The sequence below is a fragment of the Candidatus Brocadiaceae bacterium genome, assembly GCA_012728835.1.
Lineage (GTDB): Bacteria > Planctomycetota > Brocadiia > SM23-32 > SM23-32 > JAAYEJ01.
This window is the reverse complement of record JAAYEJ010000043.1, coordinates 25,884-41,332: the sequence shown is the minus strand read 5'-3', so window position 1 is coordinate 41,332 and position 15,449 is coordinate 25,884. Positions and strand designations below refer to the sequence as shown.

Below are 15,449 nucleotides of genomic sequence, written 5' to 3'. Positions count from 1 at the left end.
GTGAGGATGCGGTACCCGCGGCCCGGCCGGATGCCGTCGAAACGGAACTGCCATCCGCCTGCGCAGGTGCGCGTGCCGTTCGCCCGGGTCGTGAACCGGCCGGTGCGCGTCCGGCCCGTGACCGGCGCGATGTCGGCCCGGGGCGCCCACGTCTGCCCGTCCGCTGGTCTGTCGTTCGTCATGTGCGGGGCTCCTGGAAGGACCGGACTCGTCGTCTCAGTCTACCCTGGCTGCGACGTGGCCACACCTGCCGTCCCGGCCGAGGTCCGAGCGTCCTCAGCCCGTTGCGTCGAAGGCGCGCCGGCCGTCCACGTAAGTCTGCAGAACGCGGATGTCGCGTATTCGGTCGACGGGCACGCGGGCGGGGTCGGACGAGAGCACCACGAAGTCCGCCGCGTAGCCCGGCTGCAGGCGGCCCTTCTCGGCCTCCTCGAAGCCCGCCCAGGCGCTGCCCGCCGTGTAGCAGGCGACGGCCTGTTCGACCGTCAGGCGTTCGGCGGGGTCCGGATGCTGCGTTGCCGACCAGATGCCGTACAGCGGGCCGATCGGCATGCCGTCCGACCCGAACGCCAGCCGCACCCCCGCGCGCACGAGCGTGCCCAGCGGGTTCATGCGCATCCAGCGGTCGGGTCCGAGGCGCTCTTCGTACATGCCGCCGGCCCGGCCCCATTCGCCGATGAAGTTCGGCTGGACCGAGGCGATGACGCCCAGCGCCGCCAGGGCGTCCACGGCGGCCCTGTCGGGCAGTTCGCAGTGCTCGATCCGGTGCCGGTGGTCCCGGTCCGGCGCGGACTCGATGGCGCGGCGCAGGGCGTCCACCACCACGTCCACCGCGCGGTCGCCGATGGCGTGCACGGCCAGTTGCAGCCCGTGTTGGTGGGCGGCGCGCACGCGTTCGCCCAGCGCCTCGGGCGTGCACACCAGGCCGCCGGCCGTCGAGGGGTCGTCTGCGTACGGCTCGCGCAGGGCGGCAGTTCGCGCGCCCACCGAGCCGTCGGCGAACACCTTGATGCCGCCCATGCAAACGAATCGGCTGCCGAGGCCCGTGGGCAGCCCCAGCTCGCAGGCGGCGGCCAGCCGGGTGTCCGGCAGGCCCACGCGCACCTTCACGCGCAGAGCGCCGGCGGGCGCTTCCCAGAGCGGGCGCAGCTCGGACCACTGGTCGTGCACCGACGTGATGCCCAGCCTCAGCACGGAATCGGAGGCGTAGCCGATGGCCTGGGCAAGCCGCTCGGGGGTCGGCTCGCGGTAGCGCTTCAGACCGTCGGTGGCGCCCTCGCGCAGCCAGCCGTTCGCGGCGTCGAGTCCGGGTGTGTCGGCGGGCACCTGCGCCCGTTCGAGCGCACACGTGTTGGCCACCCAGAGGTGCCCGCAGACGCGCCGCAGCACGACCGGCACGTTCGGCAGCGCGCGGTCCAGGTCGTCGCGGGTCAGGTAGCGCCTCTCGGGCCACTTGCTCTCGTCCCAGCGTCGGCCGAACAGCCACTCGCCGGGCGTCAGCGTCGCGGCGTGCTTCTGCAGCCGCGCCAGGACGTCCTCGGCCGAGCGCGCCTCGCTCAGGTCCAGTTCGTACTTCGCCCGTGCCAGATCGCCGAAGTGCACGTGCGCGTCGATGAAGCCCGGCAGGACGGCGGCGCCGCCCAGGTCCACTGCCTCCGGGCAGCCCAGCGCCCGGGCCTCATCGCCGACGGCCAGTATCCGGCCGTTCTCGACGGCCATGTGGCGCACGTAGGGCCGGTGTGCGTCCATCGTCCAGATGCGTTCGGCGGTGTACAGCCGTGCGGTCATCCCGTTCTCCATCGCCGCACTCCCTTTCCCGACTGAGCGGCCGTCATCGCACCGACCGGCGGGCCAGGATAGCAGGGCCGTTCCGCGAATGCGAGTCCCCGGAGCGCGGGCCGCCTGACACCGGGGCGCTGCCGGCAAGGCAACGGCAATGTCTCACGCAAAGGCGCGAAGCCGCGAAGGACGGCATGCTGAGGCAGATCCAGGCGTTACGTCGCCGAAGCGCCGACTCCGAAGGGCCGCTGTTGCCCGCCCGGAACTCACGCGCGTGGGGCCGCCGGTGCGGAGCAGACCGAAATCCGGGGGGTTGAGCATGGCCTTCCGACTTGCGGCGCGGGCGGGTTCCCGGCATAATGCCGCTGACCGCCTTCTACGGAGAGGTGCACCATGAAGTATGCATTCATGACGTTCTCGACGCCCGAGATGGAGCTGGCGCCCGTGCTGGCCCTGGCGCGCGAGCTGGGCTACGACGGCATCGAGGTGCGCGTGAGCGCCGGCCACAAGCACGGCCTGGAACCCGACGCCACGCCCGAGCAGCGCACGGCCGCCTGCGACGCCGTGCGCGCCACGGGCGTGCCCATCTGCTGCGTGGCCACGTCCTGCCGCTTCGCCGACCCCGCCATCCGCGAGGGACTCGTGCAGCAGGCCCTGCAGTGCATCGACCTGGCCGCCGACGTGGGTGCCGGCTGCATCCGTGTGTTCGGAGGTCAGCTCCCCGAGGGTACCGCGCGCGAGGCGGCCGTCGAACAGGTGGCCGAGGCCCTCGGCCGGCTGGCCGGGCGCGCGCGCGAACGGGGGGTCGCCGTCTGCATGGAGACGCACGACGACTGGTGCGACCCCCACCACGTGGCTGCCGTTATGCAGAAGGTCGACGACCCGGCCATCGCCGTCAACTGGGACATCATGCACCCGGTGCGCCGCGGCGGGGCGACGATGGACGAGGCGTTCGAGATCCTGAAGCCCTGGATCCGCCACGTGCACTTCCACGACGGCAAGCCCGGAGAGGGGCTGTGCCTGATCGGCCAGGGTGACATCGACCACCGGCGCGCGGTCGAGCTGCTGCAGGGCCTGGGCTACGACGGCTACCTGAGCGGGGAGTGGATCAACCGCGGCCCGCACGAGGACTACCTGGCCGCCGAACTGGCCACGATGCGGGGTTACGAGGCGTAGGCGTCCGTTCAACTCGCCGGCGTGTCCTCCAGGGAAGGGGCGGGCGATGGCGTGGAGGCTGGGACTGGTGGCGGCGATTCTGCTCTGTGGCTCGGCTGCGTTCGCCGGCGAGGAGTCCGCGACGCAGCTCCGCATCGTGACCGACCGGCCCGACGGCGTCTACGTGGCGGGCGAGGCGGCGACGTTCGCCTTCGAGTTGACCGACGGCGGGCGGCCGGTGCCGGCGGCTCCTCTGCGGTGCGAGTTGTCGACGGACGGCTTCCGCACCTCGGAGGCCCGGACGGTCGAAGTCGTCGACGGCCGGGCGGAGGTGACGGCCGGGCGCGACGTGCCGTGCGTCCTCTGCGTGCGTGCGACGTGGGAACGCGACGGGGAGCCGGCTGTGCGCGCCACAGGCGGTGCCGCCTTCAGTCCCGAGCGCATCGAACCCTCCATGCCGCCGCCGGACGACTTCGACGCGTTCTGGCGGGCGCAGGTGGCGCGGCTGGCCGACGTGCCGATGAACGCCGTCGTGGAGCCGCTGGAAAGCCCCACGGACCGGGCGGACGTCTGGAACGTGCGCCTCGACTCGGTCGGCGGGCAGCACGTCTACGGCTACCTGGCGCGTCCGAAGGGCGAGGGTCCCTTCCCCGCGCTCGTCTGCTTCCGGTCGGCCGGCGTTGCGCCCATCAGCAAGGAATGGGCGGCCGGGCGCGCGCACTGGCAGGGGCCGATGCTCGTCTTCAGCATCAACGCGCATTCGATCCTCAACGAGCAGCCGCCCGAGTACTACCGCCAGATGGGCGAAGGCCCGTTGCGCGGCTATCCGCACCAGGGCCGCGACAGCCGCGAGACCAGCTACTTCCTGGGCATGTACCTGCGCTGTGTGCGCGCGGTCGAGTTCGTTGCGTCGCACCCGGACTGGGACGGCAAGCATCTGATCGTGTACGGCAGCAGCCAGGGCGGAGGGCAGGCCCTCGTGGCCGGCGGCCTCTGTCCGCAGGTGAGCGCCGTCTGCGCATGCGTCCCCGCCATGTGCGACCACACCGCCCCCGTCTCGCCGCATCATGCGGCGGGCTGGCCGCGGCTCGTGAGCGTGGACCGGGCAAGCGGCGTGGCCGACCCGGCCCAGCTCGAAGCGGCACGCTACTTCGATGCCGTCAACTTCGCCCGCAGGATCACCGCTCCGACTCTCGTCGGTGCTGGACTGCTGGACCTGACCTGCCCGGCTTCGTCGGTCTGCGCCGCCTGCAACGTGATGACGTGCCCGAAGCAGGTCACGCTCGACCCGCTCACGGGGCACGCGGCCGGGCCGGGTTGGCAGAAGGCCTCGCAGGAGTTCATCCCGCGCGAGATGACCCGCTGACAGGGGAGGTCCCCGTGCAGGTCCGTCGCCTGGCGCCTGCGCTCGTCGTCCTGGCGCTGCTGGCCGGCTGCGCGCACTACCCGGTCAACCCGCCGCTCGGAAGCTTCGAACCTGAGGCGGGCTATCGCTTCTGCAACTGCGCCTCGCCCGGCAACTCCGACGGTCTGTTCGTGATCCTGACGTTCTCCGGGGGCGGCACGCGAGCCGCCGCTCTGGCCTACGGCGTTATGAAGCAGCTTCGGGGCACGCAGGTGCGTGTCGACGGCGAGCCCCGGCGGCTGTTGGACGAAGTCGACGTGATCTCATCTGTGTCCGGCGGCAGCTTCGTGGCGGCATACTACGCCTTGAACGGGGAGGGGCTGTTCGAAACGTTCGAGGAGAAGTTCCTCCGGCACGACTTCCAGGCGGCGCTCATGCTGCGCATGCTGGCGCCCTGGACGTGGTGGCGCCGCGGTTCGCTCTGGTTCAGCCGCACGGACATGGCGGCCGAGTGCTACGACCGGCACGTGTTCGACGGCGCGGTGTTCGGCGATCTGGTGGCGGCGGGCCGGCGCCCGTTCGTGATCCTCAACGCTACGGACATGACGTTCGGGCTGCCGTTCGAGTTCACACAGGACCGGTTCGACCTGCTCTACTCGGACCTCTCGCAGGTGCCCATCGCGCGCGCGGTCGCCGCGTCGTCGGCCGTTCCGCTGCTGTTCAGCCCCATCACGCTGCGGAATCACAAGCGGGGCGCCGACTTCGTGGAGCCTGCGTGGGTGGCGGCGAGCCTGAGGGACCGGGATGCCGCCTCCCGGCGTTACCGGATGGCCGCCCAGGCTCGCTCGTTTGCGGACCTGGCGCGGCGCCCGAACGTCCACCTGCTCGACGGCGGCGTGTCGGACAATCTGGGAGTGCGGGCCGTGCTGCATGCCCTGACCACCACCGACGGCGACCGGGGCGTCCGCCGGATGTTGGACGCCGGCGAGATCAAACGCGTCGTGGTCATCATCGTGAACGCGCGATACGAGCCCGGCATCGAGTGGGACAAGCGGGCGGACACGCCGGACGAGGTCCAGGTGGGGCGGGCGGCGATCCTGGGCATGATGAACAACTACACGTTCGAATCGGCGGCGCTGCTGCGCGAACGGTGCGAGGACCTGGCCCGGGAGATCGAGGGGCGGCCCGACGCCGTCCGGTTCCACGTCATCGAAGTCGGTTTCGACCGGATGCAGGACGAGGAGGAGCGCCGTTGCCTGCAGCAACTGCCGGCTTCGCTCGCGCTCCCGGACGAGATGGTGGACCGCCTGATCCGGGCTGGGGCGCAGATCCTGGCCGATTCGGAAGCGTTTCGCGAACTGCTCGCCGAGCTGGACGCCGAGTCGTGACGCGGCCGCCGGCTCAGCCGAGCGTCAGCAGGATGATGCCGCCGACGGTGAGCAGCATGCCCAGGCCGGTGCGGGCCGAGAGCGGCTCGCCGCCGAATGCGACGGCCATCATCGCGCCGAACAGGGGCGAGGTGAAGGCGATGGGCATGACCTTGCCGAGCGGCGCGCCCTTAACGGCGGCGTAGAAGCAGAGCATGCCGATCGAGCCGGCCAGCAGGCCGCCTCCCACGATCATGTACAGCAGCGGCCGCGTGCCGGCCTCCGGGATGCTCTTCCACTGCGGGAAGCTCACGATCGCCAGGATGACCAGGGCGGAGACCGTGCGGATCGTGATGCCGACCTGGGGGGACAGGTTGCCCTCGTGCAGGCCCTTCTTCTCGAAGTAGCTGCCGATGCCCCAGGCCATGGCCGTCATCAATGCGAACAACTGAGGCTTCATAAAGTCTCCCTCCGGTGTCTGTGGGGGTTGTGCAACGGGTCAGGAGGCCCAGCGCACGCGCTTGCCGGCGCGTTCCCGGCGGCCCGTCATGCCCGCCACGGTGATTTCGATCACTGCGCAAGCGCGCACCCGGTCCGGCGCCAGATCGTCGGCGCCGGGCTTGAACGCGCGGTTGAACGCGTTGAGCGCGTCGGCGCGTTCGTGCAGGTCCTCAACGATGCGCGCCGTGCCGGTGCACAGGACGCTGTCGCAGTCCAGATGGCACCGGGAGCCTCCGTGATCGCGGACCGTGCTCTCCTGCCGCGCGACAACGAAGCAGACGCGGGGGTCGGCCCGGATGCAGTCGAGCTTGCGGCCCTCCAGGGCGCAGTGGATCAGTATCCGGCCGTCCACGTAGGCGTAGTTGAGGGGGACGACGTACGGGCCTGCGTCCGAGCTGAGGCCCAGACAGCCCCAGCTCTCCCGTCGGAGGATGCCCTCCATCTCGGTGCGGCCATCGGTGCATTCGTTTGTGCCCATGGGGATTCCCGACCTGAGAGTAGGATCACGATCGTAGCCTCGACCCGGCGCGGAGTCAAACGCGGGCAGGATCCGGCGCCGGAGCTTGCGCGTCCCCGTGCCCGGCGGTATGGTGCCGGCGTCTGAACGGAGGAGCGAACGATGGCTTCGGACACCGAGCAGGTCTACGCGCAGCGGCTGCAGCGCTACGTCACCGCCATGCGGAACGGGCGGCCGGACTGCGTGCCGATCCGCCCCTTTGCGGCCGAGTTCACGGCGGCCTACGCGGGCTACACCTGCCAGGAGGTGACGCACGACTACGAGAAAGCGTTTGCCGCCGTGCGCCGGTGCGCGGCCGACTTCGACTGGGACGCCGTCGTCGGCAACATGGTCTACGTATGGACGGGGCTGACCCAGGCGATCGGGCTCAAGTACTACGGCGTGCCCGGCGTGGATATCCCGCCCGACACCGGCTTTCAGTACCGGGAGCCGTCCGAGGACGACGCCTTCATGCGGCCGGAGGATTACGATCACCTGATCGAGGACCCGACCGGCTTCCTGCTCAACGTCTGGCTGCCGCGCGTTGCCGGCGACGTGGTCGCACCGGGCCGGCCGGCCACAGCGCGCAGCCACCTGTCGTTTCTCAAAGGCGGCATGGCCATGCTGTCCTACTTCGGCGCCTTCCCCGGCCAGGCCGAGCGGCTGCGGCGGGAGAGCGGCACCGTCTCGGCGATCTCGGGGCTTCTGAAGGCGCCGTTCGACATCCTGGCCGACAAGCTGCGCGGCTACGTGGGCCTGTGCATGGACGTTCTGGAGCGGCCCGAGACGGTGCTGGAGGCCTGCCGGGCGCTCATGCCGCACCTGCTGCACATGGCGCTTTCGGGCGCCGATCCGGACCGCACAGTGCCCATCGCCATCTGGATGCACCGCGGCGGCGTGCCGTTCTTCTCGCCGGAGACGTTCCGCACGATCTACTGGGCAACCCTGAAGCCCATCGTCGAGGCCATCTGGGCGCAGGGCCGGCAGGTGCTGTTCTACGCCGAGGGCGACTGGAACGCGCACCTGGACTCGTTCGCCGAACTGCCCGACCGCAGCATCATCTACCACGTCGACCGGGGCGACATCTTCGAGGTCCATCGCGTGCTGGGCCGCAAGTTCTGCCTCAGCGGCGGCATCCCGAACTACCTGCTCGCCGTGGGCACCCCGGAGCAGGTCCGAGAGCGCTGCCGTGAGGTCATCGAGGGCGTGGCGGCCGACGGCGGCTACATCATGGACGCCAGCGCCATCATTCAGAATGCCGCGCGCGTGGAGAACGTGCGCGCCATGACGGAGTTCACCCGGCAGCACGGCATCTACGGGACTCCCGGCCCCCTGCCGCCGGCGCCGGGGCCGAGCGACGGTCCCGGGCCGTTGCCGGGCGCCCGCCCGACCCGGACGCCGCCCGGCGTCTGCATCCCGTGGGAGGAGAAGCGGTCCGAACTGCCGCCCGAGGTCTCGAACCCCGATCTGGTCCGGCGCGTCTGGGAGGACGTGGACGCACTGGCGTATTCGTACATCTGGCACCTGTTGCTTTCGTTCTGAGGGCACGGACGGAGGGAGAATCGATGACGTCGCGAACGGTGACTGTTGGCGCGCACCCGTGGGTCTATGCCGCCCGGAGGCAGCCGCGGACCATATCGCCCATACTGGACGAGATCTTCGCGGACATGAGTGCGGCCGGTTTCGAGGGCATCGAGCTGATGCCGGATGCCCTGGCGGACGATGCCGCCGCGGAACGCGTGCGCGCGTTGTCCGAGCGGCATTCGCTCGCCGTCATCGGGACGTCCTGGGGCGGCGCCCTGTGGGACCGCGCGCAGCACGAGGAGATACTGGCCGCAGCCCGGGCGCTGCTGCCGCGCTTGCAGGCCGTCGGCGGGCGCACCCTGGGCACGTCGGTCGGCCGCACGCGGGAGCCGAAGAGCGAGGAACAACTCGACGCGCAGGCCGAGCTGCTCAGGCAACTCATCCCGCTCTGCGAGGCGCACGGGGTGGTGCTGAACCTGCACAACCACACCTACGAGGTCGAGAACGGCGAGCACGACCTGGGCGGAACCATCGCGCGCGTGCCCGAGGTGAAGCTGGGCCCCGACCTCAACTGGCTGCTGCGCGCGGGTGTCGACCCCGTCGAGTTCATCCGGCGGCATGCGGGCCGCATCGTGTTCGTGCACGTGCGCGACCAGCAGGCCGACGGCCGCTGGCCCGAGGCGATGGGGGAGGGCGCCACCGATCACACGCGCATCGCCGAGGCGCTGCGCGCGGCCGGCTTCGAGGGCGACGTCGTCGTCGAACTGGCCCACGAGGCGGATTTCGAGCCGACGCGCCCGCTGCGGGAGTCGCTGCGGATGAGCCGCGACTACGTGCGGCAGGCGATGGGCTACTGAGGCGGCCGGCGCGTGGACAACCGCCGGGGGCGCCGCTATGATGGCCGGCAGCGCGATTGAGAAGGGTCAGCCATGTTCGAGACATCGCCCGCGAAGCCCGAGCCGGGCGTCTTCGTGATCCTCGGGGGCAGCGGCGACCTGACGCGCCGCAAGCTCGTGCCCGCCCTCTACAACCTCGCGCGCGAGGGGCTGCTTCCGGAGCGCTCGGCGGTTGTCGGGTACGGCCGCTCGGCGATGACCGACCAGCAGTTCCGCAGCCGGCTGCGGGAGGGGGTCGAGCGATTCTCCCGCACCCGGCCCGTGGACGCCGGCGTCTGGGAGGCGCTGGGCGCACGGACGTTCTACGTGCAGGGCGACTACGGCGACGCCGCCGACCACGCGCGGCTGCGCGCGACGCTGGCGGGCGTCGACGAGCGGTGCGGCACGCGCGGGAACCGCATCTTCTACCTCTCGGTGCCCCCGCACGTCGTCGTGCCGGCGCTGGAGGCGCTCTCGGCCTCCGGCAACCTGGAGCGCCGCCGTCCGTGCGAGCAGGACGACGCCTGCTACCTGCGCGTTGTCTTCGAGAAGCCGTTCGGGCGCGACCTGGAGTCGGCCCGGGCGCTCAACGCCCACATCGACCGTCTCCTGGACGAGTCCCAGACCTTCCGGATGGACCACTACCTGGGCAAGGAGACCGTCCAGAGCATCAGCGTCCTGCGCTTCGCCAACAGCGTCTTCGAGCACGTGTGGAACGCGCAGACCGTGCGCGCCATCCGGGTGACGGTCGCCGAGGCCCTGGGCATGGAGGGGCGGGGGGGATCGTTCGATTCGGTCGGCCTCCTGCGCGACATCCTCCAGAACCACGTGCTGCAGCTCCTGACGCTGGTGACCATGGAGCCGCCGGCCGCGCTGACGGCCGAGGCTGTGCGGGACGAGAAGGCGAAGGTCCTGCGCTGCCTGCGGCGCCTGGAAGGCCCCGAGGTCAGAAGGTCGGCGGTCCGCGGCCAGTACGGCGGCGGGACCGTGGACGGCCGCCCCGTTCCCGCCTATCGCGAGGAGGAGGGGGTTGCCGAGGATTCAACGACCGAGACGTTCGTGGGCATCCGCACTCACGTGGACAACTGGCGCTGGGCGGGCGTGCCGATCTACCTCTGCGCGGGCAAGCGTCTGGCCGAGAGCCTGGCCGAGGTGGCCGTCGAGTTCAAGGAAGTCCCTCCCATCCTCTTCCGGGCCGTCGAGGGCGTCGAGCTGCAGCCGAATCGCCTCACCTTGCGCGTGCAGCCCGACGAGGGCGTCTCCCTGCGTTTTGCCACGAAAGTGCCCGGGCTCACACCCGCCCTGCGGAACGTCAAAATGGATTTTCCGTACGGAAGCGCGTCTCCCGCCGGCTCTCCGGAGGCTTACGAGCGCCTGCTTCTGGACGTGATGGCGGGCAATTCGGCCCTGTTCGCCCGGCGCGACGAGGTGGAGCTGGCATGGCAGTTCGCCGGCGGCATCCTGGACGCCTGGGAGGCGGAGGCCCCGGCGTTCCCCAACTACGCCCCCGGCACGTGGGGGCCGGTTACGCCGGGGGTGTTCTTTCGCGAGGATACGGACTACTCCAGAGCCCCCGGGGCTCGCGGCGTTTGAGAGAGGAGCGGCATGAGTTACCGTTGCGTTCGGTGTGCGGCACTGGCGGTGCTGGCGGCGTGTGCGATGGGAGCGGCCCAGCCGCAGGCGGAGCCGACGACGATCCTGGGCACGAGCAGCATGTGGCGCTTCCACTACGCGCTTATGCCGGCCGTCGTGCGGACCGAGGCGGGGCTCCAAACGGTGGACCGGGGCACGCAGGAGGGCACGTGGCTGGAGTTCCCGACGCCCCTGCCGCCTGAGGGCTGGCAGCGGCCCGAGTTCGACGATTCCGACTGGCATCGCAAGATGATGATGGACCCCGATTCGCCGTTCGTGGGGCACCTGGCCATGCGGACGCGGTTCGCCGTGGCCGATCCCGCGCAGGCCGAGGGGCTGACACTCCACGTCGCCTACCGCGGCGGCATCGCCGTCTACGTGAACGGCACCGAGATCGCGCGCGGCCATCTGGCCGAGCATGCGGCTCCCGACCATCCGGCGGAGGATTACCCGGCGGACGAGCCGGATCAGGCCCGCGAGCTTGAGCTGGCGATACCGGCCGCCCTTCTGCGCGCCGGGGTGAACGTGCTGGCCATCGAGGCCCACCGCAGCCCCCAGCCGACGGCCCAGGTGAGGCCGGCCGAGAAGTTCGTGGAGATCACGGCGGGCACGTGCGGTGTGACGGGAGTGCGCCTGACCGCGCCCCCGGGCGCAGCCGCCGTGCCGAACGCCACCCGGCCGGCGGGCCTGCAGATCTGGAACAGCGCGCCGATGCAGGACGACTACGAGTGCGACTACGGCGATCCGAACGAGCCGCTGGGGCCGATCCGCATCGTGGCGCCGCGCGGCGGAGTGGGGTCGGGCAAGGTGGTCGTCGGCTCGAAGGACCCTATCAGCGGCCTCCGGGCGGCCGCCACGGGCCTCGTGAGGAACGAAGGCGGGGAGATCCCGGCCTCGGCCGTGCAGGTGCGCTACGCGTTGCCGACCGTCGCGGGGCCGCACGACGTCTATCCGGGACCCGGCGCCGCCCTGCGCTTCGACGCGCTGGACGACCTGCCGCCGGTGGAGGCGGAAGTGCGCCGGCCGAACATACTCCCCACCTGGGGCGAGCGGGTGGCGATCGGCGGGGCCGTCGTGCCGGTCTGGGTCACCGTGACGGTGCCCGCACAGGTCGCCGCCGGCCGCTACACGGGCACGCTGCAGGTCATGCTCCCGTCGGCTGAGCCCTTCACGGTGCCCGTCCACGTCGACGTGTGCCCGTGGCGTGTGCCCGATCCGGCCGACTACCGCATGTTCGTCGACGTGATCCAGTCTCCGGAGTCGCTCGCGTTGCACTACGACGTGCCGCTCTGGTCCGAGGAGCATTTCGCCCTGATCGCGCGGTCGCTTGCCCTGCTCGGCCAGGTCGGCGCCCGGGCGACCTACCTGCCCCTCATCTGCAACACCAACCTGGGCAACGACGAATCCATGGTGCGGTGGGTGCGGCAGGCCGACGGCACCTGGACGCACGACTACAGCATCCTGGACAGGTACCTGGACCTCGTGCTGGAGCATCAGGGGCGGCCGTCGGTCGTGTGCCTCTACGTGTGGGACACCTATCTGGAAGGCGGGCTGTCCGGCCGCCATCCCGGCGGCGAGGAGGTCGTCCAGGCGCGCCAGGAGCAGATGCAGGAGGGGCCCCTGGTGAGCGTGGTCGACGCGCAGGGGAACGTGACCAAGCAGGCGCTGCCGCGCTACAGCCTGCCGGAGAGCCGGGCGCTCTGGGCGCCGGTGCTCCGGGAGGTCCACCGGCGCCTGGAGGCCCGGGGCCTGGCCGACGCCATGATGTGGGGCTACGCCACCGACCACCTGCCGACCCCCGAGGTGGTGGAGCACTTCCAGTCCGTCTTCCCGCACGTGCGGTGGGTCTGCTGCGCCCACGATGCCTTCAAGACCATGCAGATCAAGCACGTCCCGCTCGGGCTCGCCATCGGGCCGTATGCGTGGGGGCAGACGATGTTCGGCCTGGACCCCTCGCTGGGGCGCATGCACGGGTGGCGGTCGGAGGGGCTGGTCTGCCATTTCGGGCGCCGTCCGTGGGACAGCTCCTGCACGACCACCTATCGCTTCCTTGCCGAGATGAACGCCACCGGCATGCGGCGGGGTTTCGCGCGGCTGGGCGGCGACTTCCTGACGATCGGCACCGATCGGCGCGGCCGGGCGCAGGGCCGGCTGTATGGCCGCTTCCCCGAGACGGCCTGGCGGATGCTCAACATCTCCGCCGGCGTCCTGGGCCCCGGCCGGGAAGGGGCCGTGTCGACGGCGCGGTTCGAGGTCATCCGCGAGGGGCTTCAGGAGTGCGAGGCCCGCATCGTGATCCAGGAGGCCCTGCTGGACGCGCGCGCACGGGCCGTGCTGGGCGAGGACCGGGCCGTGCGTCTGCAGGAGTTCCTGGACGGGCGCACGCGCAACGTCTACCGCGCCGTGAGCACGCTGCGGGCCGGCACCGGCTCGGGCGCACGCTGCTGCTACTCCGGCGAGTCCTGGTGGAACTGGGCGCCCGTCATCGGCAGCCACTGGTTCGCCTCGTCCGGTTGGCAGGACGAGACGCTCCGGCTCTACGAGGCGGCCGCGGAGGTGGAGGCCCGGCTGAGCGCAGCGAACGTCGCCGCGCCGTGATGCCGGACGCAGACGGCCCTGTTCCGCGTCCGCGAGCGGCCCGGGAGGAGGTGAAGCATGACGGCGACGCTGCCCGTGCACGGGCTGCACGTGGGGCTGTATCGGCCGGGCGATGCGGCCGACTGCTTCCGCACGCTGTTCGCCGCCGTCCGCTGCGACAGGACGGCCTGACGGTCCGAGAGGTCGGGCGGCAGCCGGGCTGGGGCTGAGAGGGTGCCGCCGCGTCCTTCAGACGTGGATGGCGTCGAAGATGTCGGTGTTGCTCAGCATGCCGACGATCTCCTTGCCGTCGAACACCGGAGCCCTGCGTATGCCTGCGGCGTTCATGAGCCGGGCGCAGTACTTCAGCGCGAGCCCCGGGGAGACCGTGACCAGCGGCTTGGTCATGATCTCGAAGACCTTCACGTCGGCCGGCGCTCTGCCCGGGTCTACGACCTTGTTCACCACGTCCTTGCGGGTCACGATGCCGAATGCGTCGTCCTGATTCCGGCTCTTGACGATCAGACTCGACACGTGCTTCTCGCGCATGAGCGCGATGGCTTCCGCAACCGTGACGCTGCCGTCGACGTACACGACGTCTCTGGTCATGGCGTCCTGCGCCTTCGCAAACCGTACGTCTTTCAGTGCCTTTCCTGGATTCTCCACGGCTCCTCCCTTCCTTCTTGCCTGTCGACGCGACGACCATCGGCCCCAGCCCGTCTGCAGACTGTCCCCCCATCAGAGGTGCGAATCGGCCCCGAGCAGACCACGGGTCTCGGCGCAGTGACGGCCTCAGGGCCGTATGTCGGCGCCGCTTCAACCCGGTCGGCCCCCGGGGACCGGGCACATTGGGATTATAGCCCATCGCGGCGCGGGTGCAATACCCATTCGGCCCGCGCTACTCTGTGAGAAACAGCTCGATCACCGGCACGGCCACGTCCGGCGGCCGCACCGGCAGCTCGATCCGGAGCGTCTCCTGCGGCCCTTCGCCCCACGACTGCCAGGCCGCGCGCCGGCCGAGCTTCAGTTCCGAGGCGTCGCTGAGCAATTGGGCATAGGCGACCTTGCCGAACAGCCCGGGCAGGAAGACCTCGCCCGGCGGCCAGTTGAGCACGTGGACGTAGAGGCGGCGTGTCTCCGGGTTCCACGTCAGCCGGCAGTCGTCCGGCGCGGCGTGCTCCGCCGGCGCCTGGGTGCAGCCGTAGATCGCGCGGCCGTGCCGGCGCAGCCACCGGCCGATGCCGGCCAGGCGGTCGAGCGCCCGCGCGTCGAACTCGCCCCGCGCCGTCGGGCCGACGTTCAGCAGCAGGTTGCCGCCCTTGCTCACGGTGTCGATCAGCATGCAGACGATCTGGCGGACGCTCTTCCACGTCGCCTCGTCGCGGTGGTAGCCCCAGGAGCCGGAGAACGTCTGGCAGGTCTCCCACGGCACGCGCCGGCCGTCGACGCGCACCCAGTCGCGCACCATGCACTGCTCGGGGGTGCGGTAGTCCCAGCCGCCGGGCACGTCCATCAGGTCCAGGCGGTCGTTGACGATGATCTCCGGCTGCAGCTCGCGCGTGAGTCTGAGCAGTTCCTCCGCCCGCCAGTCACGCCGTCCCTTGCCGTCCGGGCCGGGGTAGGAGAAGTCGTAGAAGAGCTGATCGACGCGGCCGAACTGCGTGAGTAGTTCGCGCACCTGGCTGTGCAGGTAGTCGGCATACTTGCGCACGTCGCGGCCGGCCGTCCGGCGGCGGGCCTCCTGGTCGTCGCGCAGCGGGTGGTGGCGGTCGATGGGGAACTCGGGGTGGTGCCAGTCGATGAGGCTGTGGTAGAAGCCGACGCGCAGGCCTTCGTCGCGGAAGGCCTCCAGCATCGGCGCCAGCAGGTCGCGCCCGGCGGGCGTGCTCGGGGCCTTGTAGTCCGTCTGTGCGGAGTCCCAGAGGCAGAAGCCCTCGTGGTGCTTGGTGGTGATGACGACGTACTTCATGCCCGCCTCGCGCGCGGCGCGCGCCCAGGCCCGGGGGTCGTAGAGGTCCGGGTCGAAGCGGTCGAAGTAGCGCTGGTATTCCTCGTCGGGGATCCGCTCGATGCTCTTCACCCACTCATGCCGTGCCGGGAGCGAGTAGAGCCCCCAGTGGATGAACAGTCCGAAGCGGTCGTGCGTCCACCATTTCATGTGTTCCGGCACAGTGAATCCGTCATCGGCCATGGCGATG

General features: G+C 70.8%; 12 protein-coding genes. 7 read left to right on the top strand and 5 right to left on the bottom strand.

The genetic code is table 11. The annotated features are described in order from the left end of the window. Positions 1 to 276: 276 nt before the first annotated feature. Positions 277 to 1,788 carry an amidohydrolase gene (locus GXY85_06430; GenBank protein NLW50466.1) on the bottom strand — a complete coding sequence of 504 codons (1,512 nt, stop codon included), beginning with the start codon at positions 1,786 to 1,788 and terminating at the stop codon, positions 277 to 279. A 384-nt stretch (positions 1,789 to 2,172) separates the two neighbouring features. Here GXY85_06430 and GXY85_06425 point away from each other — a divergent pair, with 384 nt between their 5' ends. From GXY85_06425 to GXY85_06415, 3 genes are read left to right on the top strand one after another with little or no spacing between them, the layout of a single operon-like run. Further along, complete coding sequence (locus tag GXY85_06425; protein ID NLW50465.1) at positions 2,173 to 2,955, top strand: sugar phosphate isomerase/epimerase; 783 nt, start codon at positions 2,173 to 2,175, stop codon at positions 2,953 to 2,955. Between the two features lie 46 nt (positions 2,956 to 3,001). Continuing rightward, positions 3,002 to 4,300, top strand: coding sequence for an acetylxylan esterase (locus GXY85_06420; protein ID NLW50464.1), 1,299 nt, complete (start codon positions 3,002 to 3,004; stop codon positions 4,298 to 4,300). A 14-nt stretch (positions 4,301 to 4,314) separates the two neighbouring features. After that, positions 4,315 to 5,667, top strand: a complete 1,353-nt coding sequence (locus GXY85_06415) for a patatin-like phospholipase family protein (GenBank protein NLW50463.1) — start codon at positions 4,315 to 4,317, stop codon at positions 5,665 to 5,667. 13 nt (positions 5,668 to 5,680) lie between these two features. On the opposite strand, the gene GXY85_06410 is transcribed toward GXY85_06415, so the two are convergent. After that, positions 5,681 to 6,106, bottom strand: coding sequence for an EamA family transporter (locus GXY85_06410; GenBank protein ID NLW50462.1), 426 nt, complete (start codon positions 6,104 to 6,106; stop codon positions 5,681 to 5,683). 39 nt (positions 6,107 to 6,145) lie between these two features. Further along, the gene (locus GXY85_06405; protein NLW50461.1) at positions 6,146 to 6,625 is read right to left on the bottom strand and encodes a pyridoxamine 5'-phosphate oxidase family protein; all 480 of its coding nucleotides are present in this window, start codon (positions 6,623 to 6,625) and stop codon (positions 6,146 to 6,148) included. A 141-nt stretch (positions 6,626 to 6,766) separates the two neighbouring features. Between GXY85_06405 and GXY85_06400 the strand changes: the two genes are divergently transcribed. The 4 genes from GXY85_06400 (at position 6,767) to GXY85_06385 (ending at position 13,272) form a co-directional block, all read left to right on the top strand. Further along, positions 6,767 to 8,185 (top strand): hypothetical protein, encoded by a 1,419-nt coding sequence (locus tag GXY85_06400; protein ID NLW50460.1) that lies wholly within the window; start codon positions 6,767 to 6,769, stop codon positions 8,183 to 8,185. Positions 8,186 to 8,208: 23 nt separating this feature from the next. Beyond that, positions 8,209 to 9,024, top strand: coding sequence for a sugar phosphate isomerase/epimerase (locus tag GXY85_06395; GenBank protein ID NLW50459.1), 816 nt, complete (start codon positions 8,209 to 8,211; stop codon positions 9,022 to 9,024). 72 nt (positions 9,025 to 9,096) lie between these two features. Next, positions 9,097 to 10,635, top strand: a complete 1,539-nt coding sequence (zwf, locus tag GXY85_06390) for a glucose-6-phosphate dehydrogenase (protein ID NLW50458.1) — start codon at positions 9,097 to 9,099, stop codon at positions 10,633 to 10,635. A gap of 12 nt (positions 10,636 to 10,647) precedes the next feature. Further along, on the top strand, positions 10,648 to 13,272 hold the full coding sequence (locus tag GXY85_06385) for a hypothetical protein (protein NLW50457.1): 2,625 nt from the start codon (positions 10,648 to 10,650) through the stop codon (positions 13,270 to 13,272). Positions 13,273 to 13,500: 228 nt separating this feature from the next. Here GXY85_06385 and GXY85_06380 read toward each other — a convergent pair whose 3' ends face one another. Together GXY85_06380 and GXY85_06375 are read right to left on the bottom strand one after the other, a co-directional pair. Further along, complete coding sequence (locus tag GXY85_06380) at positions 13,501 to 13,860, bottom strand: CBS domain-containing protein (protein ID NLW50456.1); 360 nt, start codon at positions 13,858 to 13,860, stop codon at positions 13,501 to 13,503. 289 nt (positions 13,861 to 14,149) lie between these two features. After that, the gene (locus tag GXY85_06375; GenBank protein ID NLW50455.1) at positions 14,150 to 15,442 is read right to left on the bottom strand and encodes an alpha-L-fucosidase; all 1,293 of its coding nucleotides are present in this window, start codon (positions 15,440 to 15,442) and stop codon (positions 14,150 to 14,152) included. Between the last annotated feature and the right edge of the window lie 7 nt (positions 15,443 to 15,449).